The 25291-nt window shown below is 42.2% G+C and carries 26 protein-coding genes; 12 read left to right on the top strand and 14 right to left on the bottom strand.

Going from position 1 to position 25291, the window contains the following annotated elements:
- Positions 1-109: 109 nt before the first annotated feature.
- From FKG96_RS18410 to FKG96_RS27105, 7 genes are all read right to left on the bottom strand, one after another.
- The gene (locus FKG96_RS18410) at positions 110-493 is read right to left on the bottom strand and encodes a hypothetical protein (RefSeq protein ID WP_149105825.1); all 384 of its coding nucleotides are present in this window, start codon (positions 491-493) and stop codon (positions 110-112) included.
- A 20-nt stretch (positions 494-513) separates the two neighbouring features.
- Positions 514-801 (bottom strand): hypothetical protein, encoded by a 288-nt coding sequence (locus FKG96_RS18405; protein WP_013667424.1) that lies wholly within the window; start codon positions 799-801, stop codon positions 514-516.
- Positions 802-811: 10 nt separating this feature from the next.
- Complete coding sequence (locus tag FKG96_RS18400; RefSeq protein WP_149105824.1) at positions 812-1411, bottom strand: sigma-70 family RNA polymerase sigma factor; 600 nt, start codon at positions 1409-1411, stop codon at positions 812-814.
- A gap of 266 nt (positions 1412-1677) precedes the next feature.
- Positions 1678-2142, bottom strand: a complete 465-nt coding sequence (locus FKG96_RS18395; RefSeq protein WP_149105823.1) for a thioredoxin fold domain-containing protein — start codon at positions 2140-2142, stop codon at positions 1678-1680.
- An 18-nt stretch (positions 2143-2160) separates the two neighbouring features.
- Positions 2161-4140, bottom strand: a complete 1980-nt coding sequence (locus tag FKG96_RS18390; RefSeq protein WP_149105822.1) for a protein-disulfide reductase DsbD — start codon at positions 4138-4140, stop codon at positions 2161-2163.
- An 18-nt stretch (positions 4141-4158) separates the two neighbouring features.
- Entirely contained in the window at positions 4159-4875 is a 717-nt protein-coding gene (locus tag FKG96_RS18385) for a peroxiredoxin-like family protein (RefSeq protein ID WP_246860300.1), read from the bottom strand.
- A 219-nt stretch (positions 4876-5094) separates the two neighbouring features.
- Positions 5095-5226: a hypothetical protein gene (locus FKG96_RS27105; protein WP_256377664.1), complete on the bottom strand. Its 132-nt coding sequence runs from the start codon at positions 5224-5226 to the stop codon at positions 5095-5097.
- Positions 5227-5501: 275 nt separating this feature from the next.
- Between FKG96_RS27105 and FKG96_RS18380 the strand changes: the two genes are divergently transcribed.
- The 3 genes from FKG96_RS18380 (at position 5502) to FKG96_RS18370 (ending at position 9638) form a co-directional block, all read left to right on the top strand.
- Positions 5502-7886 (top strand): ABC transporter permease, encoded by a 2385-nt coding sequence (locus FKG96_RS18380; protein WP_149105821.1) that lies wholly within the window; start codon positions 5502-5504, stop codon positions 7884-7886.
- Between the two features lie 365 nt (positions 7887-8251).
- Positions 8252-8614, top strand: a complete 363-nt coding sequence (locus tag FKG96_RS18375) for an MmcQ/YjbR family DNA-binding protein (protein ID WP_149105820.1) — start codon at positions 8252-8254, stop codon at positions 8612-8614.
- 70 nt (positions 8615-8684) lie between these two features.
- Positions 8685-9638, top strand: a complete 954-nt coding sequence (locus tag FKG96_RS18370; RefSeq protein ID WP_130855428.1) for a homocysteine S-methyltransferase family protein — start codon at positions 8685-8687, stop codon at positions 9636-9638.
- A gap of 43 nt (positions 9639-9681) precedes the next feature.
- Here the strand turns inward: FKG96_RS18370 and FKG96_RS18365 are convergent, their stop codons facing one another.
- Positions 9682-10422 (bottom strand): AraC family transcriptional regulator, encoded by a 741-nt coding sequence (locus tag FKG96_RS18365; RefSeq protein ID WP_149105819.1) that lies wholly within the window; start codon positions 10420-10422, stop codon positions 9682-9684.
- 436 nt (positions 10423-10858) lie between these two features.
- Between FKG96_RS18365 and FKG96_RS18360 the strand changes: the two genes are divergently transcribed.
- Positions 10859-11764 (top strand): hypothetical protein, encoded by a 906-nt coding sequence (locus tag FKG96_RS18360; protein ID WP_149105818.1) that lies wholly within the window; start codon positions 10859-10861, stop codon positions 11762-11764.
- A gap of 368 nt (positions 11765-12132) precedes the next feature.
- Positions 12133-12366 (top strand): ABC transporter permease, encoded by a 234-nt coding sequence (locus tag FKG96_RS18355; RefSeq protein WP_149105817.1) that lies wholly within the window; start codon positions 12133-12135, stop codon positions 12364-12366.
- Here FKG96_RS18355 and FKG96_RS18350 read toward each other — a convergent pair.
- Positions 12352-12954: a Crp/Fnr family transcriptional regulator gene (locus FKG96_RS18350; RefSeq protein WP_130855438.1), complete on the bottom strand. Its 603-nt coding sequence runs from the start codon at positions 12952-12954 to the stop codon at positions 12352-12354. The genes FKG96_RS18355 and FKG96_RS18350 overlap by 15 nt on opposite strands.
- A gap of 177 nt (positions 12955-13131) precedes the next feature.
- Here FKG96_RS18350 and FKG96_RS18345 point away from each other — a divergent pair, with 177 nt between their 5' ends.
- Positions 13132-14115: a quinone oxidoreductase gene (locus FKG96_RS18345; protein ID WP_130855439.1), complete on the top strand. Its 984-nt coding sequence runs from the start codon at positions 13132-13134 to the stop codon at positions 14113-14115.
- 181 nt (positions 14116-14296) lie between these two features.
- On the opposite strand, the gene FKG96_RS18340 is transcribed toward FKG96_RS18345, so the two are convergent.
- The 5 genes from FKG96_RS18340 to FKG96_RS18320 all read right to left on the bottom strand — a co-directional run bounded on the left by FKG96_RS18340 (position 14297) and on the right by FKG96_RS18320 (position 20030).
- Positions 14297-15160 (bottom strand): pirin family protein, encoded by an 864-nt coding sequence (locus tag FKG96_RS18340; protein WP_130855440.1) that lies wholly within the window; start codon positions 15158-15160, stop codon positions 14297-14299.
- 111 nt (positions 15161-15271) lie between these two features.
- A complete protein-coding gene (locus FKG96_RS18335; RefSeq protein ID WP_149105816.1) occupies positions 15272-16351 on the bottom strand; it encodes an MBL fold metallo-hydrolase in 1080 nt (359 codons plus the stop codon).
- 43 nt (positions 16352-16394) lie between these two features.
- Complete coding sequence (locus FKG96_RS18330) at positions 16395-16964, bottom strand: hypothetical protein (RefSeq protein ID WP_149105815.1); 570 nt, start codon at positions 16962-16964, stop codon at positions 16395-16397.
- The gene (locus FKG96_RS18325; protein ID WP_149105814.1) at positions 16948-18429 is read right to left on the bottom strand and encodes an aldehyde dehydrogenase family protein; all 1482 of its coding nucleotides are present in this window, start codon (positions 18427-18429) and stop codon (positions 16948-16950) included. Before FKG96_RS18325 ends, FKG96_RS18330 begins: the two co-directional genes overlap by 17 nt.
- Before the next feature lie 5 nt (positions 18430-18434).
- Positions 18435-20030: a GMC family oxidoreductase gene (locus FKG96_RS18320; RefSeq protein WP_149105813.1), complete on the bottom strand. Its 1596-nt coding sequence runs from the start codon at positions 20028-20030 to the stop codon at positions 18435-18437.
- A gap of 131 nt (positions 20031-20161) precedes the next feature.
- On the opposite strand from FKG96_RS18320, the gene FKG96_RS18315 reads away from it, so the two are divergent.
- The 6 genes from FKG96_RS18315 to FKG96_RS18290 all read left to right on the top strand — a co-directional run bounded on the left by FKG96_RS18315 (position 20162) and on the right by FKG96_RS18290 (position 25188).
- Positions 20162-21070 carry an AraC family transcriptional regulator gene (locus FKG96_RS18315; RefSeq protein WP_149105812.1) on the top strand — a complete coding sequence of 303 codons (909 nt, stop codon included), beginning with the start codon at positions 20162-20164 and terminating at the stop codon, positions 21068-21070.
- A 100-nt stretch (positions 21071-21170) separates the two neighbouring features.
- Positions 21171-21746, top strand: coding sequence for a TetR/AcrR family transcriptional regulator (locus tag FKG96_RS18310; RefSeq protein ID WP_130855445.1), 576 nt, complete (start codon positions 21171-21173; stop codon positions 21744-21746).
- Positions 21747-21893: 147 nt separating this feature from the next.
- Positions 21894-22739, top strand: a complete 846-nt coding sequence (locus tag FKG96_RS18305; protein WP_149105811.1) for an aldo/keto reductase — start codon at positions 21894-21896, stop codon at positions 22737-22739.
- Positions 22740-23069: 330 nt separating this feature from the next.
- A complete protein-coding gene (locus FKG96_RS18300) occupies positions 23070-23648 on the top strand; it encodes a TetR/AcrR family transcriptional regulator (protein WP_130855447.1) in 579 nt (192 codons plus the stop codon).
- Between the two features lie 68 nt (positions 23649-23716).
- Entirely contained in the window at positions 23717-24499 is a 783-nt protein-coding gene (locus tag FKG96_RS18295; RefSeq protein ID WP_149105810.1) for an SDR family NAD(P)-dependent oxidoreductase, read from the top strand.
- A 50-nt stretch (positions 24500-24549) separates the two neighbouring features.
- Positions 24550-25188, top strand: coding sequence for an NADPH-dependent F420 reductase (locus tag FKG96_RS18290; RefSeq protein ID WP_149105809.1), 639 nt, complete (start codon positions 24550-24552; stop codon positions 25186-25188).
- Positions 25189-25291 lie beyond the last annotated feature (103 nt).

Here is a 25291-nt window from a genome sequence, read left to right as displayed (position 1 = left end):
TTTATATTCTATTTATTATTGTTGATTGGGTAATAACCACTGCCGTAAAGCAATAGCAGTGCTAGTTAAAGCCGCGCGCCGCGTGCTTCGTTTCCGTAATAATAGAATATCAAATTAGTAGGATTCTGTTCCTTAAATAAATAGGTACAGCATTCCGATAAGCAACTAAAGACTTTCGCTGTAAGACGAGTCTTTCGGAAGGGAGAAATCGCCGGATAGAATAAAAGAGCGATAAAACGATAGCTGTAAAAATAGGAACGCTAACTGCTGACTTAGGCTCGGGCACGTTAAATGTAGAGCCTGAGCTATCTATAATGCCCTGACAAATAGCTAAGCCAGCCTGCCGTCCGTCAGCTGATCGTTCCGTTTCCTGTGTGCCTTTTATGAGATTTTGAATAGCTCTTCTAAGAGGGCAATAACTAAGTGAAAGGAGAGCTGTCATCAGCAGAAATGCCGATAACGGACGGATTAAATTCACAAGAGTAAATGTCATATATCAATCCTTAATTGCACTCAATTTTCGTCAAGTTGATTGTTGATCCGCTTTTGAAGTTGCTCTTTAAATCCTTCATCTAATTTCAATTCCTTGTAATCCGAGGTAAAAAGTTTCCTGGCCATTTGGTTTATGACCGCACTTTGCTGCATGAAGGTTACACAAATGGAACATCCTGTTAAGTGTATTTTTAACTCCATCTTTTCCCTCAACGTTATTTTTCCGATTTGTTGCTTCTCAATTAAAAAAGTAGCCTTTCTACAATTGTAGGCTATTTTTTTTAACTCCGCTTCACTCAATTCTTTCATCTGTATCTATTTAAATCCAGTTTTTTTGAAGGCAAGACCTCAAATTCACCTTCGTTCTATGAATAATCACCCAAAAATTAGACGATGTCAGTTTCAACTCACTGCAAATCATTTCAGTGGTTTCATCATCTATGTGTTTCATGGAAAATACCGAAAACCATAGAGCTGGCAGCTTTTTCATACAAGCTTCCAATATTTTTTGAAACTCTTTGTTTTCCAGTGCATCGGCCTGTTCAATCCCCAGTTCGGCAGGTCTGTGCTGTTCCCTCCAATGGCCATCATTGTGATCGAAGAAGTCGGTATCAGTATCATCAGAATTTGTTGCATCAACTCCTTTTGCAAGTCTCATTGATCTCGACCGATATACATCAACTATTTTGTTTTTTAGGATCGCCGTAAGCCAGGTCTTTTCAGAGCTTTTTCCTTCAAACTTTTCCTTGCGCTCAAGTGCTGATAAAAAAGTTTCTTGTACAAGGTCTCTCGCCAAATCCTCGTCATTTATACGGAAAGCGGCATATGTGTAAAGGTAGTCTGCGTACCTGCTGACCCATTTATGCGGGTTAACTGCGTGGTTATCTATTGTGTTAATTTCGGGATCGTTCGTTAGCATAAGTAAATTTAATGTTCCATTTTGATTTATGATGTCTTTCGATCTTTTTTCATAATCGTAACGGTGAATAACATCCCTTAGTCGGAAATCTGATTGAATCCTTACAAATATTTTTGACTTTTTAAGGATTCTTTGGAATAGCCGACAATAGCTTTAGCTTGGACGAAAGATAGTTGTGCGGGTAGCAATTGATATGTATTTTACGGTTTCAAATGGCATTGATAAACTAAAGTGATTTGTTAATAAACCAGAGATACTCAATGGAATTAATTTTTTTGTAGAGCCTTCTTCCCAAAAGCTGTCAGTTGTTTAGCATCGAGATAACCTATTGAACGTAGTAGCACCTTTCCATTATAGTCAAGAATTAAGAGCGTAGGGTACTCCTGCACGTCCCACTTTGAAGCCAGATCTGCGCCTTCCCCTTTTTCCATATCTATAGATATGTTCACGAAATTTTTATTAAAAAAATCAGCAGCCTGACTGTCTTTAAAGGTTATGTTCTTCAACTGCTTACATGGGCCGCACCAGGTTGTATAGGCATCAACAAAAACGTATTTACGTTCTGCTTTTGCTTTCTTTAACGCGATTGAATAGGAGTTTTCGATAAATGTTATGGGCTTGCTTTTCACCGGCCTTTCATTTATTAAATCATGTACGCTGTGAATGATTGAGAATGAACTCAGTGAGAATAACGCTCCAAATAGAAGCAACTGATACTTTATATTTTTCATTTGATTGGGTTTTAATTATTACATGTCTTTATATGCGGCGGTTCCCTTGTCTAAAAATGTCACATATTTTGAAACATTAAGATCGAATGCCTGCGGAGATGTCAACCGGTTGCCAGAACCGTCTACGACAACATAATAGGGCTGAGAATTTGTGCCAAAAGAAGCAGCCTGAAAATCGCTCCATTTTTGGCCCAAGGTCTTTACTTTCCTGCCACTGAATTTTGAAATGTACTTTTCATTTTCTGCAAGTTCGCTTTTGTCATCTACGTAGAGGGATACCAGGATATAATCCTTTTTTAGACGTTCCAGTACCGCCGGGTCTGACCATACACTTGCTTCCATCTTACGGCAATTGGTGCAGCTCCAACCTGTAAAATCTAATAGGATGGGTTTATTCAATTTTTTTGATTGCACAAGAGCTTGCTCATAATCATAAAAAGCATCTAAGCCGTATGGCGTATGAAAAAGGGACGCATATTTTTTATTAGCGGTTTCTTCTGTTTTCTCTTTAACGGCCGAACCGGTTAAATCAAATTCTTGCGAAGTGATAGGCGGCAACCAAGCACTGATCGACTTCAGGGATGCACCGAAAACTCCCGGTAGCATATAAAGCGTAAAACCAAAGACCAGCATGCTGACAAATAAACGGGGAAGGGAAAGTGTTTTTGTTTCAGTATCATGTGAAAGTCTGATCTTTCCTACAAGGTAGAAGCCCAGAAACGCAAATATGATTATCCATATGATCAGAAAAACATCCCTGTTCAAAACCCCCCAGTGGTAAGCCAAATCGACGTTTGACAGGTATTTAAAAGCCAGCGCGAATTCGAGGAAACCAAGAGACACTTTTATCGAATTCAACCAACCACCGGATTTTGGGAGTTCTTTCAACCAGGAGGGAAAAATAGCAAACAAAGTAAAGGGAATTGCCAAAGCTAAAGAGAATCCAAGCATACCCATCGCTGGCCCGTAATAGGTTCCGTTAGAAACGGCATCGACCAGTAAGGTTCCGATAATTGGCCCTGTGCACGAGAACGAAACCAGTGCTAGGGTAAAAGCCATAAAAAATAGCCCTATTATCCCACCTTTGTTAGATTTCTCGTCCATCCTGTTAACCAGTACGGAGGGTAGAGTAATTTCAAAAGCACCTAAAAAGGAAAGTGCAAAAACGATCAGTATAGCAAAAAAAATGAGATTGAATGTAGCACTGCTGGCCGCTTCGTTTAAGGCGGATGAGCCGAAAAAAAAAGTGATCAGCAATCCTAAGCCCACATAAATTGTAATGATGAAAGTTCCGTATAAAAAGGCCTTTTGTATTCCTTTGCGCCTGGACACTTCCTGCTTGGTAAAGAAGGAAATAGTTAGCGGTATCATCGGATAAATACATGGCATAAAGAAAGCGGCCAGACCTCCTAAAAAACCCGCAATCAAAATTCCAAGGTAAGAAGAAGCACTTCCACCGGGCATGTAACTTTTTGCGGCTTGTTCCACTTTTGATTGCGTGCCGGTACTTCGCTGTCCGGGTTCAGCCACCGGTTGAGCTTGTGATCCTTTTTGGCCCACCGGGATGCTAAACTCTTCCTCTGTTGGAGGCAGGCACTTATGGTCATTGCAAACCATAAATTCCAATGAACCTGTTATCGTTGTGGGCTGGTTAAGCTTAATCCGTTGTTTAAATATCACCTGTTTTTCATGCCAAAAGATTTCCATATTGAAATTTTTGTCAAAGCCGGAAAGTGCCTTTGGCGTCTCCAGCACTTTGTCTACTAACTGGTAAGCTGTCGAGCTATCAAACTTAAAGGAAGTAGGTATAGGCCCGCCTTCCTTAATAAATTGCGAATAGACATGCCAGCCGGAGTCAATATCTGCTTTTAACACAAGGAAGGCTTCCTGTGTATTGATTTTTTCCGCGGAAAAGCTCCAGTGTACCGGACTTTCTATTTGAGCTTTCACTGATATGGAAAACCATATGAAGCTCAGTAAAACGAGGATTTTTTTCATTTGCTTGTATCCGATAGCTTAGACCTCATCACGAAGGGCAGCAGCAGCGGCCTTCAATAAGGGCGCACTTAGCCTTTGCGTGATATTCGGGTTGATGTATTCGAAAAGGATGTTCCCCTTTTTGTTTAGGATAAAGACGGATGGCACCGGCAGAAGTTTGTCAACATTTTTTCCACCCGAGGTTTCCGATAGAAATTTATCGTAGCTTTTAGGGCCCTTAAAGGCTATACCAAAGCTCTTGGCGGCAGCCAGATCTGCATCTGATAACAGGGTGTAGGAAAGTTTTTCCTTGTCCATTGTTTTATTAAGGTTCTCTGGACTGTCAGTACTGATGGCGACAATCTGATAACCCATTTTGGTTAAATCTTTTTCAATCTCCTGTAATCCGGAAAGCTGTTTCGAGCAATAAGGACACCAGCCCCCACGGTAAAAAACAATAATCGTTGGCGTTTCCGATACCGACTTGTTTAAGTCGAACATTTCGCCGGAAGATTTGCGCAGGTTTAGAACAGGGATTTGCTCGCCCGCTAGAAGGGGACTTACATCTTCGGCTTTTAATGGGGCACCTGCTACCACCTTTACAGTATCCTCCGCAATAAACATATGCTGTCTTGACGAAGATGAACCGGTTTGATTAATTGCAGCTGCATTAAAAGTTAGTGCCGAAAAACCGAGCAGCGTAACCGCTAACAATGATTTTATCAACCTTACCTTGTTGATTTTATTTTTTCTCATACGTTTTTGCCGGTTTAGTCGCAAAGACTGGTGAATCCTTACAAAAAAATCATATGAATCTTACCGGCTGAATTTCGGCAGCCTATGATTAAATTTCTTAATTTATAATCAGAATTGCACGAAAAATCCTATCTTATGCTTGTAAACATAACCGATATAAAGCACATCATTTCTGAGTCGAAAAAAAAAGCTGTTCGAGCCGTTGATCATGAATGTACATTAATGTACCGGCATATCGGTAATGTATTTTCGAAAAAGAACAGAAAGGTAAAGAGCGTGCCGATTATGGTATTTCGATCGTTGATCTGCCATATAATCCGGAACAATACGGATAGGGCTATTTGAGCTCATTGTTTTCTTTTAGAAGCATATTGTGTTTTGACGTCATAGGCCCCCATTTTACTTAACAATATTTGATGTTAAAAAATCCCTAGCACCAAAGCAACCCGAAGCTGATGCTTTTTCCCAATCCAGGTATGTCCGAATCCGCACAATAGGTGTCTGAAAACGAACGCCGTCAAATTGGCAACGGCTTGTTTTTGATAAACTGTAAGGCATTTGTCGTAGTGGCAGTTTTATTGTGCCGATGAGCAAGGAATTAATTCCCATGGACAAAATTAGAAGTCATGATTAAGAGCTATTTTACAATTGCTTGGCGTAATATGAAAAGGAACCAGGCGTTCGCGATCATCAATATTCTTGGACTTACCATCGGTGTGACCGTTTGTACGATGATCTTCCTTTTTGTCAGAAATGAATTTACTTTTGATAGATTCCACGAACAGGGAAAAAATATTTACCGTCTAGTCCGTAGCTTTGATGAAAATGGTTCTGAGAAACGGGTGCCCTGGTTATCTCCGCCTTTTGCTACGGCTTTGCCGATTGATTTTTCCGGCGAGGTTAAAAAAGCAACTCGGGTATGGCCGGGCAATGCATTGGTAGCTTTTGGATCGATTTCATTTAACGAAAAAAAAGTACTGAAAGCCGATAGTGATTTTTTTACTTTCTTTTCCTTTCCCCTGGTAGCCGGTAACCCTGCCACAGCCTTAAGTAATCCCGGAAGTATCGTTCTGACAGAATCGACTGCCCGAAAATATTTCGGTGATCAAGATCCACTGGGCAAGATTATCGAATTGGATAAAAACTTGCCGCTTGCCGTCACCGGAATTGCTAAAGATATACCGGCAAATTCCCACCTGGATTTTGACCTTGTTGTCCCTTTATCAAATTATACTGTTACTGACGAATCCGAAAATTGGTTTTTTAACTGCTTATTTACCTATGTGTTACTCCGTGAGGGTACTGATCCATCCTCCCTGGAAAGCAAATTTCCCAGCTTTGTCCAAAAGCATATGGGCCAGCTACTAGAACGGATCGGGCTCAAGGTAAACCTTTCGCTAACGCCTCTTTCCGATATATATTTTGAACCGGGCGGCCCTCCTGACCCAAGCAGACATGGGAATAAAACTTTAGCATACATTTTTATAGCAATTGCGCTATTGATTCTGCTTATTGCCTGTGTCAATTTTATAAATCTTTCTACCATCAAGGCTATTGAACGCTCAAAAGAAGTGGGACTGAGAAAAGTAATGGGTGCCATAAAGAGTCACCTGGCCGGACAGTTTATCAGTGAATCCGTTTTAACGGTGCTCATTTCATCTTTGGTTTCGTTAGGTCTTGTAAAGTTATTGAACCCTCTTTACGCCCGGTTGCTTGGATATCCCCTTGATATCCCTTGGAACACATGGCATTTATACGCTTTCTTTGCCGGAATCATATTGGTTGTTGGACTCTTGGCAGGTAGTTATCCTGCTTTCTTTATTTCAGGTTTTTCGCCCGTTCAGGCCCTCAAAGGTAAACTCCGGTTGGGTAAGGGTGGGTCCATGTTCCGTCAGGCTTTAGTAACCCTCCAATTCGGTATTTCGATTCTCCTGGTTATTGGAGTCGTGGTGATTTCCAGTCAACTGAAATATATGAAAACGAAGGAATTAGGCTACAATATGGAACATGTCGTGAGCATACGTGTGGATGGTAATAATGATATCTATAGAGGAAGACGGCAATTTAAGGAAAACTTACAAAACAACACGGCAATAAAAGAGGTGTCGCTAATGTCGGGTGAACCGGGAGGATTCCACGACTCGCAAACATTTCAGGTTGAAGGTACTGACGATCGCACCTGGTCGTTAAGAACACAGTTTGCCGATTTCGAATATATAGAAACTTTGGGCCTGAAGATGATCGCAGGAAGGGACTTTTCGGCATCGTTTAAAACCGATACCACCAACTCGGTTCTGATTAACAGAACGGCGGCCGCCACGCTGGGATATACGCCGGATCAGGCAATCGGTAAGTGGATACAGAATACCATAAGGGATAACTCCAGACGCAGAATTATTGGAGTAGTGGAGGACTTTAACTTTCTTTCTCTCAAAGACAAAGTGGAGCCACTTGTTATTTCTCCGAATGAGGATAACCGAGTGGCATTGATTGCGCTGAAATCGGGGAATATCAAGTTGGGGATGAATGCTATCGAAAGGGAGTACCGAAAGTTGGCACCGGATTACCCTTTTGAATACAGCTTTCTTGATCAACGTTTTGATGAGCTTTATAGGAAAGATATACAGCAACAAGCACTTATGACTATTTTTTCGGCACTCTCCATTTTTGTTGCCAGCCTTGGTCTTTACGGACTGGCGTCGTTTACGACAGCTAAACGTACGAAGGAAATAGGTATACGCAAAGTACTAGGGGCGTCTATCAATGGCATTTTTCAATTGTTATCTAAAGATTTCATCAAGCCTGTTTTGTTTGCTTTTTGCATCGTTTCACCAATCGGTTGGTGGATAATGAATCGCTGGCTAGCGAACTTTGCTTACCATATTGATATTGCATGGTGGATGTTTGCACTTTCCGGCTTTATTGCGGTATGCATTGCCTTGCTTACGGTAAGCTCGCAAGCTATTCGGGCGGCAGTGGAAAATCCTATAAACTCGCTTAGGGATGACTGATATCTCTTTTTGTTTTTTCGGTTAACGGGTGATGGAAGAGACGGCTTTTTCTATTAAGCACTATAAATTAAGTTCGAAAGCTTCCTACCGTTTAGCTAACTTTTATTTCATCTCTGCGAACAGGAACCAACTGATAAAAGAAAGGTATAAAGTTGTCATCAACGTAATCTACTTTAATGCAGATGGCGTATATTTGGTGATATATTATGCAGTTCATCCTGGATGTGACGAAAGCAGAAAAGTGACGCAACCGTTCATATCTATGCTAATACCGTCGCTGCAAGAATAATCGGTAAACTGTGGCACAGATGCACGGCAAATTAACTGCATACAGTGAGGCTGGATAACTAAGAATAAACAAAATTATGCAAACAGATTACCCGTTTTTTCTCCACGTCATCCGCCGAGCAGTGTCCGCCCTACCGGAAGTACAGGAAAGACTCTGTCACGGGACACCGGCCTTTTACGCAGGCAACAAGATATTTGCCCGCATTCAGGATGATTACGAATCGATAGCCGTTTATACCAAAAAAAAGGATTTTTGGCTGAAAAAGGATCCCACCATTTATTTTACAACTTCACATTTCGATGGCTATGACTATGTACTGATTGCGCTGGCTTCCGCCGACCCCGACGAATTGAATAAGCTATTGCTGGAAGGCTGGTTTGCCCGCGCTACCAAACGAGCGGTGAATGAATATGAGCACCTGCGGCACGGGTCTGATTGAAGCTTGTTTGGCGCTTCCAAACACTCCTCCGTAAAGCCGTCGGTTGCCAAGCATATCAAAATTTTTATACATGGCTACTGTAAATACCGTATTACCAAATGGAACTTCCAATCTGTACTTAACCGACGGAGGTTTGGAAACGACATTGGTTTTCCTTCTAGGCCATGAGCTGCCTTGTTTTGCTGCTTTTGATCTCTTGAAAGATGAAAAGGGCTATCACGCACTTAGGGATTACTATAAGCGCTATTTGAACATCTCCAAGGATTTCGGAATGGGTTTTATCCTGGAAAGCCCTACTTGGCGGGCAAATCCGGATTGGATGGAAAGGGTAGGATATCCCGGATCGGCAATTGTAGACGTGAACGAAAAAGCAGTCCAACTCCTTAACGATCTAAAAAAGGAGTTTGAAAACGACATCGACAATATTGTCCTTAGCGGATGCGTTGGCCCACGCGGTGACGGCTATGTACCGGAACATAAAATGACCGCTGAAGAAGCCCAGAAATATCATGCCAGGCAGATAGTTGTTTTTAGCCAAACCCCAGTCGATATGGTTTCTGCAATTACCATGAATTATGTGGAAGAAGCTATCGGCATTGCCCGCGCATCGGCCGCTGTTGGTCTTCCGACGGTAGTTTCCTTCACGGTGGAAACGGACGGTAAACTGCCAACCGGAATGAGCCTGAAGGAGGCTATTAATCAAGTTGATAAAAACGTATCCCAGCCTCCGCTTTACTTCATGATCAACTGTGCGCACCCGAGTCATTTTTTCAACGAATTGGAATCGGGTAGAAACGAATACTGGACAAAGCGTATCAGGGGCCTGCGGGCAAATGCTTCCTGCAAAAGCCATGCAGAATTGGATGAAGCGACGGAATTGGATAGAGGGAGTCCGCAAAACCTCGCCATCGAACATAAAAAGCTGAAAGCAGCTTTCAGTCAGCTAAACGTATTCGGCGGGTGCTGTGGCACCGACGAAGAGCATATTATAGCCATTGCGCGTGAGGTCAAAGCGTCCTCCTGAACGATCAAGTTCGATTATTTTATTGTATAGTGTATGTTATATTCTAGTTTAACATGCTGTAAGCCTTTGGTTTCATGCCAATATATCGCTCAAACATGCGTGTAAAATGGCTAAGATTTTCAAAACCTAACAAATAGCCGACTTCTGAGACAGAAATTTTTTGATTTTTCAGCATTTTTGCTGCTTCCAGCAGTCGATTTTTCTGGAAATAGTCATAGATTCCCATACCAAATATCTGGATAAATAATTTTCTCATGTTGTTAATATTCATTCCTGCGATTTTGGAAAGTTCCTCTATAGTAACTGGTTGTGATAAATCGTGAATCAATCTTTCTTTGACTTTATAAATAGAAATTATATCCCCTTCATTTAACTTTTGGAATTTAATTTGGTCACGTTTGCTAAGACTTTTGAATAAGCTAAAAATCAATTGCAAAGAAACAATACGGTAGTTGAAATCTGTTAATACTTCTTGTCGTTTGGAGTAGATGATTTCTGTAACAAGACGTACAATATCATCTGTCAGAATTTCTTCAATAAGAAAATGATGATAGTTGTTCAAAAGAAAATTAAAGTTTTCGGCTTCTGTTCCTAATAACGCCTGTAAATATGGAATACGGATAATCACGCAAAGCATCTGTACCTTTTCTCCTTTCTTAAAGTTGCTTATTCGTGTTGCCGAATAGGGAAAAATATGTACAACAGGTTTTTCCGTCTGGGTATTGGAAATCGTATCTGGTTCCTGTACAACATTTTTGAAATAAAAGCGATAGAAAACGATCAAAAAAAGCTAATTACTCTTGATGCTGAGACGGGTGCTGATGCACACTGTCAGGGAAATAACACTTTGAGATTGGTACAAGAAGTGGAAACTTGGTTAAAAGTTGTATTGTCAAAATCAGTGTAAATCAGTACACTTCAATGTAGTATGGATATTTGTTCAAGTTACATGAGGCTTGCTTCATAAAGCGCTATATCTAAAGAAACTCAAGCGATTTAAATGGGGCTCATTATGCTCAAGAATAATCTTCACGGGTGGCATGCTGTTTTTTTTCTTTTACGGATTGGATGTGGCTATATAAATCAGTTTACTTATGTTCATATGACATTGGTTTTGGGCAAAGGTAGGCCAATTGCTTTATGTGGGCACCAATATTTTCAGGTTTAGAATCTTCGTTCATAAGTGGAAACATCTTAGAACATTTTCGTTAAATTTGCATATGACCAATTATAAAAATCAAACCGAGAGAAAACCTAGAAAGAAAAACGATGAGCTTCTGAAAGGCGCGTTTGAAGAATGGTTTTCCGAGTTCTTACGGTTTCTTTATCCAAATGCAGATGATCTGTTTGATTTTAACCATAAGCTGGTATTCATGGATAAGGAATTATTGTCGATCATTCCCAACAGGGAGCGCAATAGTGATAAACGCATTGCCGATCTGTTGGTAAAGGTACATATGAAGGACGGGACTGATAAACATATTCTGATCAATACCGAACTGGAGGGAGGTAACGATCAGGACTTTGCCAAACGTATTTATCAATACCATTATAGGATATGGGACCGGTACAATATCTCCGTCGCAACAGTCGCTGTATTTACCGGAGATAGGAATCAAAAAAGGCCAAAGGAATATTGGCATCAGATACTTGATACCACAATCAGTTTCCGTTATCGGGCGTACCATATATTTGACAATGACGAAGAGGAACTACTGCTTATGGACAATCCGTTTTCCCTTGTAGTACTTGCCTGTCAAAAGTCCCTTCTTGAAGGTAAAATACCTGATGAAGTATTGGGGAATGAACGGCTTGTTATAGCCAAAGCATTGATTGCCCATAAATATGATCGCGACCGTATATTAAGTTTTTTGGTATTTCTAAAGAATTTTATTTACATTGAAAATGAAAGAATTAATCGTATCTTTGATACAGAGGTTGAAAAGTTATCAGGAGGAACAATTGATATGGGAATAATAGAAACAGTAAAACAGCAGGAAAGAAACAAGGGTAAACGTGAAGAAGCTATTGCCATTGCCAAAGAAATGAAAAAAGATGGTTTGCCTAACAGTCAAATCGCCAAATTCACTAAACTTTCCCTTAAGGAAATCGAGAAATTGAAATAGTGCACTAACTATGATAAAACGATTTGAGTATTGACTCGATCGTGGTGAATACCTTCAATATCACTAAACTTCGTCCAAAAAGTCCGTGCCGATTTGGCTAAAAAGAAGAAGAATTAAGCATCAGGTATTTGTAGATATATTGAAGCCGTTTCTTGTTTAGAGGCGGCTTTTTCTATTAAGCACTATAAATTAAGTTCGAAAGCTTCCTACTTCTTAATCAACTTTTGCTTTAACTCCGATAACCGATATTTGAGCTCATTGTTTTCTTCTAGAAGCATATTGTGTTTTTCTAACAGCCCCGTGTATTTTTCCTGGATAATCTGAAGTTGTTTTTCTATTTTGCCTTATTGACTATTTTCATTTTCTGCATGGGGTTATCGGCACTTGCTGCTTATAGCACGCTCCAGCGTCAAAAGGAAATCGGCGTACGCAAGGTGCTGGGGGCAAGTGTAATGGGCATTGTCAAGCTAATATCGACCGACTTTATCAAGCTTGTTATGTTATCCTGTACCATCGTTACACCTATCGCATGGTGGACGATGGATCGTTCATTTAAAGCCATCCTACAAGGAAAGATTGAGCATCGCTTATTTCTGCAATAGTTTTTTTCTAACCCGACTAAGTGTTTCGGCTGATATCCCCAGATAAGAGGCAACCATTGCCTGCGGGAATCGGCGTACTATTTCGGGATAAGTTTCTTCAAGACGTAGATAGCGCTGTTCGGCTTCTAAGCTGATGGTATCCTGTAGACGCTTTTGGGTGGCGATAGCACGTTTTTGATCGATTTTGCGAGTCATATGGGTAATAGCGGGAACTTGATCGTAGAGTTGGTCAAGATTGTCTTTTGTTACCAACAGCACTTCAGCGTCTTCGGTCAGCTCAATAGTATAGATTGACGGCGTCCCCAGCCTAAAGCTCTCTTCATCTCCAAGCCACCAGGATTCTATAGCAAAACGAATCGTGTGCTCCTGCCCATTTTTATTAATTGTATACATCCTACCTGCGCCTTTCACTACAAATGCCATGTACTTGCAAATATCACCTTCCTGCAAAAGATATTGTCGTTTTCTTAGGTTCTTTTGTTTAAATGCCTGTTTTATAAGCGCTCGATCATTATCATCGAGTAATAGAGACGATCTCGATTCAATATACGAAAAAAGCACTTCAAATGATGGTTCGTGTAAACTCATATACGCAGATGATTATTTAAGAGCAATCAAAAATAAGGAATTAACAGGCGGGATGCTAATCGTGAACCATGATATTCTTGACATATGTCAAGGATAATTTACTGCATATGTCATTTTCATACCACTTATAAAGTCTCAACTTTGAATAAACTAACGCTGAGCAATCAGCCTTACAATATGAAGAAAATATATAAAAGCGGTGTAGTCCGCATCGAATCACAGGGCCCTCCCGCAGTTTTACAATATTCCATCCAAGAGGTACAAGAACCTGGAGCGCACGAGATCTTGATCAGTCAGAAAGCAATTGCTATCAATTTCGTTGATATCATGTATAGAAACGGGACTTTCCCGATCATGTCTTTTCCGGCAACGATCGGCGGGGAAGCCGCAGGAATAGTAGAACATGTCGGTAGCGGTGTCACGTCTATTAAAGAAGGCGATCGGGTTGCTTATTACAATTCATTAGGTTCGTATGCCGAAAAGCGGCTGGTGAAGGTGGAAGACCTGGTCAAGTTACCCGACGACATCTCCTATGATCAAGCCGCATCGATCTTGGCCAAGGGACTTACTGCCCGTATGCTGATCAGGCAGATCTATGCCGTAAAACCGGGAGACATTATTCTCGTGCATGCCGCCGCAGGAGGTGTTGGTTCATTGTTGAGTAAATGGGCAAAAGCGCTTGGGGCCACCGTAATCGGTACAGTAGGAACCGAGGCAAAGAGAGCAATCGCGTCCGATAACGGGGTCGATCATGTGATTGTGATGGAAACACAGGATTTGGGGGCTAAAGTAAAGGAGCTGATTGGAAATCAGCGGATCGATGCGGTATTTGATGGTGTCGGCAAAGCGACCTTTGAAATCTCAGTTAAGTTATTAAAGAATGGTGGTACCGCGGTTCTTTTTGGTATGGCTTCCGGTAATCCGCATTTGGATATGAACTATTTATCGAAAAGACAAATTCGGCTAGTGCGGCCTGCTCTGCAACAGTATCTGCCGGATATGTATAGTAGGGAATTGGCCACGCGTGAACTATTTGATGCCTGGCGCGATGGATCATTAGGTACGATAACGCCAACTGTTTATGCACTGAAAGATGCTGCCGTTGCTCATCGTGATTTGGAAGAGGGTAAGACAACCGGATCTATCATTCTTCATCCTTGATGGAAAGGGGTAATCACCGATTGGTTTGATCGGTAAATAAATGGCATATCCGGATGATCCTCTTTAAAGGGGGATCAACCGGACGACCATTTACAAATGGATTTGACGGAAAGGGCGTTGGCTATGTAGGGTAAAAGAAAATAAAACCGTGAGCATAAAGCCAAGACGTTTTACCAATGGCTCAGCCATGGTAAACGACCTGACTTTCTGGAAGGTTTTTTAAATGAGGTATTCTACCCGCTTTAAAATCCTGAAAGAGCGGCTTAATTTCTTCTTCCCTGTCGACGACAAATGGGCCATAGCTGATAATGGGTACTCTTTGCGGTTCTCCGGCATACAGCACAAAGCTTCCACCCTCGGCGCCACCGATAAAATCAATCTTACTATCCCCTTCTTCCGTAGACCTGTCCAACCAGACAACCTGCTGTTTCTCTATAGGTGTCGCTTCTCCACCCGCTAGCATACTTCCCTCAAGCATATAAATAAAACCATTGAAGTTTGTTGGAAGCTGTTGCGTAACCTTATCATTTTTATCCAATTTGAACAGAACGATCGTGATAGGGGTTTCAGAGGTAATGGGAGATGTTAAACCAAATGCGCTTCCACTGTAAACGTAGATTTCAGACCGACCTGTTTTTTTGGATGGCACATTTTTGAAGGGAAGTTTTTGCCATTTGGGGGCTGTCCACCTTTTGGTTTTCGGCAGCACCAGCCACAATTGTAAAATCCTTAATTTTACTTTGGTTTTAATTTCTTCCGTATGTACGATGCCGCTTCCGGTCGTCAGCCATTCCAAGCTACCTGTTTCAAAATCAGTCTCCGGGCTTCCTTCCAGCACAAGTGTGGCAATTTCAAATCCGGCGTGAGGATGTGGCCCTCCAACAACACCATGCCCCGGTAAATCGAGCTGATCATCCATCATTACGATAAAGGGATCCGTTTGCTGAAAGTCACTGCCTTCAACAACCTGAATAGCCGTATGGCCCACGCCTAAAAAGCCCTGGTTTGCTTTTGGCTGTACTATTCTTACAATTTTGCGATTCATCTTTTGATCTGTTTATGTTTTAATAAAAACCCCTTTAATGGCTTTTCTTCTTCAGTATTTGGGAGCAGAGTTTCTCCCATTATCACAAGACAGGACACGTGTCTGAGAAAATTAAACAAAATAGTTAGTTCCTCCTGTACCCCTTTTCTGATAGCCCCAATGACTCCTTTCCGTTCTTGTAGATTCCACAATGGTGTATGCGTGATATTTGGTGTTAGTGGTTACACCTGCAAGGCGCTCCTCCCACTTTTGGCCATTCGAGGTAATCTTTGACAGCATTTTGTCCGTAACATAATTGACCATCGAGTTGATCCAGTTTTCCGTGCCCACGGAATATTGGTCAGCGGGAGAAGTTGAGAAGAAAACAGCTGCTCCAACGGGCGTGCAAAACTCTTTCAGTGCCTCTTGCGCAAAACCGAGCATATCTTGAAAGTATTCCAGTGATGTACGCACATCTTCGCGGGTTCCCCAGCGTGTGATATGTCCTCCCACTAAAAAATCAAAATCAAATTCCAAAATTTGCTCGTGCGCCTCAATCCAACCACTGATGTTCTCCGAGGCATCACAATGCATGAAAGTACAGGAGCCCGGACTCACAATGTCAATCTTGGTAAGCGCCTTTTGTTTCGGTGCATAAATAAAGATGTTACCGGGGCAATGGTTAGCACCTTTATAGCTAAGCTCGAGTTTTTCACCGCCAAGTTCCACCACATAACTGTCGCTAAATATCGTAGTTGGAATAGGTCGCAAGGGATCAGGAAAACGCGTAAGCAATTCTTTGGTGATTTCATGGGCTATGATCTCAACATCGGGGCCGTACATGGCTGCCGCACCAATATGATCGGAGTGCCAATGGCTGTAAATCACCTTTGTGATAGGTTTGTCCGTTGCAGCTTCTATAGCGGCCAGCATATTTTCACCGAGAATGGGCGGTGCGTCTATTGCAATGACGCCTTCATCCGTTACAAGAAAAGCAGCATCATAACCACCACTGGTTACCCAATAAAAGCCGTCCTTTAGCTCTTCACAGTGATAGCCATTTTTGATAAATTCAGGACTGCTCAGGTATGCTGGCTGGAACTGTTGAGGTGAGGGGGCATGCTGATGCCAATCTGCCTTTTCGAAACCATGCTTCGTGTGAAAAAAATCTCCATGTTTACCGTGTTTTTCTTCGATTTGTGAATGCTTCATAATAATTGAATGTATAATATAAGTGTTTAAAAAATTACCGTGTTTATCCTTTGGATTTGAATAACCATTTACTGAAGATCCTGGTAATAAAAGGCATCACCACATAAGTCATGAGCGTAACCATCATGATAATCCCGACCAAGGTGTTTATCATTTGAGGCATTCCAATTGGCCTCAATAATTGTCTAATAAAGGGCATAAGCGTATGTAAAAGTGTAAATATGATACAGACGGTGATAATCAGCATCTTCCATTTAGTGGGTTGCATTACTCCCTCTTGTTGTTTGTTTTCAAACCAGAATTCCAGACCGGTGAGTTTAACTTCCGGTGTCACCTCTTTAAATAAGTTTTTACTTAAAGCGATCTGCCGCGCTTTTTGCTCCGAATCATTCCAGGAGGTCAGATTGGCATAAGTGTCAAATCGTAGAATAATGGCAAATACAATGGATCCGCCAGCCGTCACCTTTTCAAAAATGTCCGCGGATTGATATCCATGGAAGCCTGCAGCGGCCAGGCTGATTGTCTGAATCGCTTCAAGGGCTTCTTCTTTGTAAGGAGCTTTGGGCGTTAGCTCTATGATCGTGATTACCGGTAAATCAGATGCCCGCATCATGGTAGATGTGTTTGAATTGAATAAATTCATGCATCGCCGCTAGGCCGTTTAAACGTCCCAGACCACTCATTTTAAAGCCGCCTTCCTCTATCTCATCGTTGATCTTTGCCCAATCGTTTATCCACACCGTGCCCGCATCCAGTTTTCGGCTTACCTTTAAAGGCAGATCCACATGGCTGCTCCAGACCGATGCCGCCAAACCATATGGATTATCGTTTGCTAACTTAATTGCCTCTTCGGCCGTATCAAAAATCTGTACAGTAGCTACCGGGCCAAAGGTTTCTTCCTGTACAATAGCCATTTTGTTGTCGGTAACACGTAATAAAACAGGGCGATAAAAGGAGCCTGCTGCCAAGCTTCCGTCTAACACTTTACCGCCACGAAGCAGCACTTCGGCACCTTCATTAATTGCCTGTTCCACGAGGCGATCCACACGCATTAAATTGCTTTCATCAATCAATGGTCCCATATCACTTTCGGGATCTGCAGCCGAACCTACTTTAACACGCAGAAGTCTTTCGGTAAAATCTGCTATAAATCGTTCTGCAATATTTCTCTGAACCAAAATTCTGCTACCGGTCATGCAGAACTGTCCTGCGAAAATGGTAATGGCCTTTTCCAAGATGGGCAATGCCACATCCAGATTGGCATCATCGAAAACAATCATCGGTGTTTTCCCTCCCAGTTCAAAGCCAAAACGTTTGAGGTGCGCGGCACCGTTTGCCATCATAATCTTTGCGGTTGCAGTACTGCCTGTATAGCTAATGGTAGGAACATCCGGAGAACTGATGATCAATGCTGCTCCTTCATGTCCACTCTCTGTAAACTGATTGATGACTCCTTTGGGTAAACTCATTACCGATGCAAAAACTTCGCATATCAGCGCATTGATCTGAGCTGTCTGCCCAGGCATCTTAATAATCGCTGTGCAGCCCGCGGCCAATGCCGGTGCCAAGGACCGGATCATCAGAATCACCGGTGAATTCCAGGGTGCTATGATTCCGGCGACGCCCACCGGTTCTTCCAGAACCATACTGAAGGCACCCGGACGTGACTCTAGTGCACGTCCGCTATGGGTTAGAACCAATGCGGCATAGTACCGTAATTTTGATGGAACACCCGAAATCTCCATGGTAGCTTCCTTCGCTATTTTTCCATTTTCAAGGGAGAGCATCTCGATTAAACGCCCGGCATGGGTTTCAAAGGCATTGGCAAGCTCGTTTAAAACCCTGGATCGCAGATGGCGGTTTTCTCTCCATTCGCTGTTTTCGAAAGCGGATTTAGCGGCTCGGATACCCTGGGCAGCAACCGATCTGTCGCCATCGGCATAGCAGCCGATTATTTCTCCGCTTGCCGGATTAATGCTGTCCCTATAATTTTTACTATCCAGCCATTCGCCGTTAATCCAGTTCAATTTGGCTTGCTTCTTTTGGGTCGGGACTGTTGCTTTTATTGAATTTTCCATTACTGTTAATACTTGTTTTTTGACACTGTCTTTGCATTTGCTCCTGTTTCTTTCATCTCATCGGCAATTTTCTCAGCCATCATGATGACCGTTACATTGGGACCCGTGGATATAAAACCCGGTAAAATGGATGCATCCACCACCCGTAAACCATCGATACCATGAACTTTTCCGGAAAAATCCACAACAGCGTCAGCACTCCCTAAACGCCCCATAGGTGCTGAGCCCATGGGGTGATTATACGTTTGGAGCGTTGCTTTTATCGATGCCAAAATAAGGTCATCATTATATGCTTCAGGGCCGGGATTCAGTTCGCCGACTGAAAGATTTTTCAGTGGTTCTGTTTGACCGATCTTTTGCGCAAGCCTGATTCCTTCAATGAGCCTTTTACGGTCTTCTTCTTCCGCTAAGAAATTCAGGTTTATGATCGGTGCATCTTCCGGGTTTTTGCCTGCAATCTCAATAGTACCCCTTGATCTGGGATTGGTCAGGGCCACGCCGAAGACATAACCTGCTTTCGTGGGGCTCGTATCGGGATTAAATAAATGGCCTGCCGTGATGTGGATATCGAGCTCGTCCTTTGATGCATAAGAACTTCTTGTCCATAGATTGACACCTGTAACCGGAGAAAGGCGGCCAATCGTCTTCGGATCTGCTGCGTAGGTATTGAAGTAAAAGGGGTGATCTAAGATTTGCCTGCCTACAGGGAGATCGGCGACAACCGATATGTCTAAATCTTTCAGAACGGAAGCGGGACCAATGCCCGAACGCATCAGTATTCCTGCTGAGCCGTAGGTGCCACCGGATACGATGATCTCGCCGCCATGAAATACGCGTCCATCCGCAAGTTGTACAGCAACAGCCTTGTTATTTTCGAACAATACCCTGTCCACCAGCACATCACCTTCAATGCTTAGGTTACTCCGTTCTCTCACGGAAATATCCAGGTAGGTCATCCCTGTGTTCATCCGCACACCATTGATAATATTTACGGGGTAGGGGCCTATGCCGTATTGCTTTTCGCCGTTAAAATCGCTTACTTCTGGATAGTTGTTTGCTTTGGCCGCCTCTATGAAGGCCTGCTGCATCGGGGACAGATCGGACTTGCGTAGTTGATTGATTGGGAAATAACCCGAATGCCCATGCCATTGGCTATCCTCAAGATTGGATTTTTCCAGTTTCTTAAAATAGGGGAGCACCTCCTCCCACGACCAATGGTCTATACCCATATCCGCCCAGCGGTTAAAATCGTTGGAAATACCCCTGACTGCTACGGCCCCGTTTACCGCGGAGCTGCCTCCCAGGATTTTACCGCGCGGTACGCCAATTTTATCGCTGCCCTTCTGACTATTGGCTGTGTAAGCCCAGTCGTACCGGGCATCACCACCAGCTCCGAGTATCTGGCTATTGACTACCGATTCAGGATAGGAAAACTCGTCATAGATGGAGCCTGCCTCTACCAGTAAAATGTTAAATGAACTTTCTTCGCTCAGTCTGTTAGCTAGGACGGCGCCCGCCGATCCGGCACCTAAAATAATATGGCTATAGATCTGCTGACTACTCCTTTTTTTTGGCGATGTAAATGATTTGCTTTTAGTCATTTAGTTTAATTTTTTCTAAGAGAATTTTGACTTTACAAATCTTTACATTTGTCAAAACAGATGACATGTACAAACGGCGCTTTTATATATCCTTTTTACGTTTTATATACAAAATGTCTTAATTTTACATAATGAAAGATACCCATGTCTCAACGCGAATAGTCTCGATCGGCGAAATTAATTCGGCTTCGGGACAGGAATTTTTGGGAGATCAATTCCATGTTACGCGTACGAATGAGATTATCGGGCAGCCGAGCTATGAAAGGCCTGTAAGGGGCGATCACTTTACTTTCTTGCTTGTTCTGGCTGGCACTACTTCTTTGAAGTACAACTTACTGGATTACAAACTTGAACCGAATGACCTGTTCGTTATCGCCCCCGGGATTATTCACGAATATCACACTGGCATCGACGGCCTCATAATCGGTACAGGATTTACAAAGACATTTTATGCAGAGTCTTTAATCCATAAAAAGGATATCAATGTATTTGAATATCTATCTTCCAATACCGATCCGCACTTTCGGTTAAGCACTAAAGAAGCTGGCGTTTTACACGACTTGATGTTGATGCTTAAGACCAACCATGCCAATCAGGAACATGCCTTCCAATTTGATCTTATGTTCCATAGCTTCAATCTTTTTATGTTAGAGCTTGCTGCCATCATTAAACGCCATCGGCCGAGCAATGGTGCAACGTCAACACGTAGAATGGATTTACTAAATAGCTTTTTGAAGTTGTTGGCAGTACATTTTAAGGTAGAAAGAAGCGTACAGTTTTATGCAGAGAAAATCTTTATATCCCCAAAGCACTTAACAAAAGTTGTTAAAGAAGAGACCGGCAAGTCGGTTGGTCAGCTGGTAAACGAAATGGTTATCGCAGAGGCAAAAATATTGCTGGATACTTCATCGTTGACCGTTGGAAACGTGGCAGCCGAGTTAAACTTCAGTAACCAGTTTTTTTTCAGTAAATTTTTCAAAAAACATAGCGGATTAACACCCTCGCAATTTCGAACAAATACATCAAAAACAGTGAGATAGGAACAACCACAGCTGCCTGTGGGGTGCAAAATAATCTTGCTCAAGACATCTTTTTATGAAATTATTTTGAAACGATCGGTTTAATACATACTTTTGTCATATGCCAAGGAACAAGGAATTCGATTACGATGAAAAGCTGGTAACAGCTAGAGACCTTTTCTGGAAGAAAGGTTATAATGCGACGACTATGAACGATCTGGTGGATACAATGCAAATTAACCGGAGTAGTTTATACTTGGCTTATGGTAACAAACACGACCTGTTTTTAAAATCCCTTACGAACTATATCCAAAACAAGGATAAACAATACAGCCAGGCAGCGAAGAACAGTGAAAAGCCGTTAGAGGCGATCCGTAACGTTATTTATTCTGTCATGGAATCTGCTTTGCGAGACACTAACTGCCTGTTCACCAACTCGGTATTTGAGCTGGCAACAACGGATCAGGAGGTGAGCGAAATGTTGAAAAAGCAAACCCTGAAAGCGGTTGACCTTTTCGAGAAATTGTTGACGCAAGCAAAAGAAGACGGCTCCCTTTTATCAGCTAAAGAGCCGCGCGCATTGGCACACTTTTTAACATCGGGCCTTGTATCGATCTATAACACGCACATATTATTTGCGGATGCCAAACTCACTAAACAAACAACAGAATTTTTGATCGGGTCGATCAACCAATAATTTTTTTATCTTATTGTGGAACGATAGGTTTAATATAAAGGTATGTATATATGATAAAAATCAATCTTCGGTACACATGGTGGCGCTTGTATAGGAAAACTTATTGGACCACTTTCTCTAAAATAAAAACTCATAATAATTAATAACATGCAGAAAATCAAATTAAACAATGGCATCGAAATGCCTCTTGTAGGTTTAGGCGTCTTTCAGATACCGGATCTGAACGAATGCGAACAAACCGTGCTAACAGCTATCAGATCAGGCTACCGTTTGATAGACACCGCTTCCCTATACCTGAACGAATCCGCGGTGGGTAGCGGCATCAGAAAAAGTGGTGTAGCCAGAGAAGAACTATTCATCACTACGAAACTTTGGGTGCAAGATGCCGGTTATGAAAAGACGAGAATAGCTTTCGAAAAGTCACTGAAAGAATTAGAACTCGAGTATCTTGATCTATATCTCATACATCAGGCTATGGGAGATTATTACGGTTCGTGGCGTGCCATGGAAGAACTGTACAAAGAAGGCAAGATACGCGCTATCGGCGTAAGTAACTTTTTCCCGGACAGGGTAGTCGACCTGATCGCACACAACGAGATTGTTCCGGCGGTAAACCAGATAGAGATCAATCCTTTTTACCAGAGAGCCGCCGAGCACGAATTATTAAAGAAGCATAATATCGTCACACAATCCTGGGCATCATTCGCAGAAGGAAAAAATGAAATCTTCAGTAATCAGGTGCTTACCGGTATCGGCAGTAAATATGGAAAATCTGTCGCACAGGTTATCCTACGCTGGCTTATCCAGCGAGGCGTTGCCGTGATTCCGAAGTCAGTACGGGAAGAAAGGATGGTGGAAAACGCCGATATCTGGGATTTTGAACTGACCGCGGAAGACATTGATGCCATAGCAAGGCTGGACACCGGCAAAAGTGTTTTCTTTGATCATCGTGATCCCGAAACCGCGGATTGGCTCACCAAGCTAACGTTCTAATTAAACAGATCAACAATAATAGTAATATCAAGATCCATGGCCTGTTCAGGCTCTGGATCCTATTTGATCAAGAAGTATTCTGAAGATCATAGCTAGGGTTCCTACGTAAATTCACATGGAACCGGTTGCACCTACATTTGGACGATTAGATTGGCCGACGACTCCGACCGTATAATTGGCGACTGTGCATTCGGAAAATATACTCGGGTTTCATGGGCTCATCTTTTTTCAAAGCCGATATCCTGTAGTAGATATATAGATAAAAAAAATGCGCAAAAAGAATTTATTTTTGAACGTTCATTCAAAAATAATTCCTACCTTTGTATCATTATGCCAAGAGTGATAGAATTTAACGAGCAAAAGATCATCTCCAAAGCGCTACAGGTGTTCTGGAAGAAGGGCTATCACGCCACTTCGATGAAAGATTTGGTAGAAGCTACCGGGCTAAATCCCGGAAGTATCTATAATACTTTTGGAAACAAGCATGACTTATTTTTGGCTTGTCTCAAGGATTATCTGAACCCCATTTATGCATACGATTTGAAGCAAAAGGAAACGCAGAAAAATCCGCTGGAATTACTTCGTGAATTTTATATGGAGGTTGCTACCAATTCCGTACTAAGCCAAGACTCCTGCCTTTCAGTTAAAAGCTCTTTCGAACTCGCGGCGACAGATGATGAAACGCATCAGTTATTGAAGAACAGCATGGATAAACTGTTCGAGATCTTCGAACAAATGGTCATCAATGCACAAAAAGCCGGGTCTATCAGTGATAAGCAGGATACTTTCTTATTGGCCCAACTCATCGTAGCCACTTTGCCTGGCTTGGGGCAGAATTTCATTCTTTATAAGGATAAAAACCGCATAGCCAAAATCATTGATGATCTTTTGGATATGATAACACGATAAATTTTTTTTACCCTATTTTTGAACAATCATTCAAGTATAAATTATATTAACATTTAAATTTTAAGACAATGTCAAATTCAGAGCGCACGAATTCAGTGCAAAAAACAGAAAAAAAAGTAGCGTTGATCACAGGAGCTAACCGAGGTATCGGCCAACAGGTAGCAAAAGAGCTGGCAGGCCACGGCTTCATTGTACTGGTCGGGTCTCGCAAATTAGAAAATTCAAAAAAGGCTGTATCGGAAATAGGTGAAAATGCATACCCGATCGCCATTGATGTAACCGATAAGGAATCCATTTTGAAGGCAGCCAATCAGGTAAATACAGAATTTGGCAGACTTGACGTATTGGTCAACAACGCCGGGATCTCGCATGCAGGTTCATCAGAAAGGTCATTGGAAGAAATACTGGCGTCTGGCAAAGCCAGTGTAGCAGATATTGACGAGATGCGAGCCGTTTGGGAAACAAATGTTTTCGGCCTACTGGCTGTTACCCAGGCCTTTCTGCCATTGCTTCACAAGGCTCCTTCTGCCCGCATCGTTAATCTGTCCAGTGGTATGGCATCTTTAAATCTTAATGCAGACCCGGAATATCCGTACCGAGGAGGCTTCAATGTTGTTTACGGTGCAGGCAAGACAGCCGTCAACGCAATTACCCTGGCCTTGTCCATTGAGTTGGAATCTAGCAATATCCGTGTAGAGGCCGCAAGTCCCGGTTTTGCAGCGACCGCCATGAATAATTTTGAGGGAACGGAAACCGTCGAAGAGGCTTCCCGCAATATTGTACGTGCAGCTCTTGGAGAGAATGACCCGTCAGTACTGTTCTCTGCACCGGAAGGATCGTTTCCTTGGTAAATTATACCGGTTTTGGACAAGCAATATTTTAAGAACTAAAAAATTTCGAGATGGAAAATGGAATATCGAACAAGGTGAATCCTCAAGAAACTACTAAGACCATTGGAATAGTGGGAGCAGGACACATAGCGCAAGCTGTTGCAAGACATGCAGCAAAAGCAGGCTATAAAGTAATCATCAGCAGTAGGAAAAAACCCGTGGAATTGGCTGATTTGGCCTCCTCTTTAGGGGATGGAGTAACTACAGGAACCCCAACTGAAGCAGCACAGGCAGACCTTGTACTGATTGCCGTTCATTTTGATCAGATACCGGATGCTGTAAAAGATATAGATTGGAAAGGACGTACCGTTATAGATACGAGCAATGCCATTGTTTTTCCAGAGTTTAAACCTAAAGATTTTGGCGGAAAAACATCCAGCAGGGTTAATACCGGTTTATTTCCCGGTGCTTCACTTGTGAAAGCATTCAATACATTACCGGCCGCAATTTTGGCTTCAGATCCTAATGTGGATAAAGGTAGACGTGTCATCTTTGTCTCAGGGGATGATGATGAGTCGAAAAAAAAGGTTCTAACCTTTGCAAAAAACTTGGGCTTTTATCCGATAGATTTAGGAGGTTTGGATGAAGGCGGTAGATTACAGGAATTCGGAGGCGCCCTTATCACTCATAACCTTATCAAATTGAAATAAAGATAGTGAATGAGCTTTATAAAGCCCGTTGGGTTATGATATTAAAGAAAGTATCATTCTTGATGCCGTAATTACGAAGGAATAGTTTTTTTGCCCCGATCTT

The sequence above is a fragment of the Olivibacter sp. LS-1 genome, assembly GCF_008245145.1.
Taxonomy (GTDB): domain Bacteria; phylum Bacteroidota; class Bacteroidia; order Sphingobacteriales; family Sphingobacteriaceae; genus Olivibacter; species Olivibacter oleidegradans.
The sequence above is the reverse complement of the archived record's forward strand: the minus strand, read 5'-3'. Positions and strand labels throughout refer to the sequence as shown.

Coding starts and splice junctions, on each gene's coding strand:
- FKG96_RS18370 (WP_130855428.1), top strand. CDS start 8,685: ATGGCTACTGTAAATACCGTATTACCAAATGGAACTTCCAATCTGTAC.
- FKG96_RS18340 (WP_130855440.1), bottom strand. CDS start 15,160: ATGAATCGCAAAATTGTAAGAATAGTACAGCCAAAAGCAAACCAGGGC.
- FKG96_RS18395 (WP_149105823.1), bottom strand. CDS start 2,142: ATGAAAAATATAAAGTATCAGTTGCTTCTATTTGGAGCGTTATTCTCA.
- FKG96_RS18350 (WP_130855438.1), bottom strand. CDS start 12,954: ATGAGTTTACACGAACCATCATTTGAAGTGCTTTTTTCGTATATTGAA.
- FKG96_RS18310 (WP_130855445.1), top strand. CDS start 21,171: ATGCCAAGGAACAAGGAATTCGATTACGATGAAAAGCTGGTAACAGCT.
- FKG96_RS18355 (WP_149105817.1), top strand. CDS start 12,133: ATGGGGTTATCGGCACTTGCTGCTTATAGCACGCTCCAGCGTCAAAAG.
- FKG96_RS18320 (WP_149105813.1), bottom strand. CDS start 20,030: ATGACTAAAAGCAAATCATTTACATCGCCAAAAAAAAGGAGTAGTCAG.
- FKG96_RS18330 (WP_149105815.1), bottom strand. CDS start 16,964: ATGATGCGGGCATCTGATTTACCGGTAATCACGATCATAGAGCTAACG.
- FKG96_RS18345 (WP_130855439.1), top strand. CDS start 13,132: ATGAAGAAAATATATAAAAGCGGTGTAGTCCGCATCGAATCACAGGGC.
- FKG96_RS27105 (WP_256377664.1), bottom strand. CDS start 5,226: ATGAGCTCAAATAGCCCTATCCGTATTGTTCCGGATTATATGGCAGAT.
- FKG96_RS18375 (WP_149105820.1), top strand. CDS start 8,252: ATGCAAACAGATTACCCGTTTTTTCTCCACGTCATCCGCCGAGCAGTG.
- FKG96_RS18290 (WP_149105809.1), top strand. CDS start 24,550: ATGGAAAATGGAATATCGAACAAGGTGAATCCTCAAGAAACTACTAAG.
- FKG96_RS18295 (WP_149105810.1), top strand. CDS start 23,717: ATGTCAAATTCAGAGCGCACGAATTCAGTGCAAAAAACAGAAAAAAAA.
- FKG96_RS18315 (WP_149105812.1), top strand. CDS start 20,162: ATGAAAGATACCCATGTCTCAACGCGAATAGTCTCGATCGGCGAAATT.
- FKG96_RS18335 (WP_149105816.1), bottom strand. CDS start 16,351: ATGAAGCATTCACAAATCGAAGAAAAACACGGTAAACATGGAGATTTT.
- FKG96_RS18390 (WP_149105822.1), bottom strand. CDS start 4,140: ATGAAAAAAATCCTCGTTTTACTGAGCTTCATATGGTTTTCCATATCA.
- FKG96_RS18325 (WP_149105814.1), bottom strand. CDS start 18,429: ATGGAAAATTCAATAAAAGCAACAGTCCCGACCCAAAAGAAGCAAGCC.
- FKG96_RS18360 (WP_149105818.1), top strand. CDS start 10,859: ATGACCAATTATAAAAATCAAACCGAGAGAAAACCTAGAAAGAAAAAC.
- FKG96_RS18380 (WP_149105821.1), top strand. CDS start 5,502: ATGATTAAGAGCTATTTTACAATTGCTTGGCGTAATATGAAAAGGAAC.
- FKG96_RS18385 (WP_246860300.1), bottom strand. CDS start 4,875: ATGAGAAAAAATAAAATCAACAAGGTAAGGTTGATAAAATCATTGTTA.
- FKG96_RS18410 (WP_149105825.1), bottom strand. CDS start 493: ATGACATTTACTCTTGTGAATTTAATCCGTCCGTTATCGGCATTTCTG.
- FKG96_RS18400 (WP_149105824.1), bottom strand. CDS start 1,411: ATGCTAACGAACGATCCCGAAATTAACACAATAGATAACCACGCAGTT.
- FKG96_RS18405 (WP_013667424.1), bottom strand. CDS start 801: ATGAAAGAATTGAGTGAAGCGGAGTTAAAAAAAATAGCCTACAATTGT.
- FKG96_RS18300 (WP_130855447.1), top strand. CDS start 23,070: ATGCCAAGAGTGATAGAATTTAACGAGCAAAAGATCATCTCCAAAGCG.
- FKG96_RS18305 (WP_149105811.1), top strand. CDS start 21,894: ATGCAGAAAATCAAATTAAACAATGGCATCGAAATGCCTCTTGTAGGT.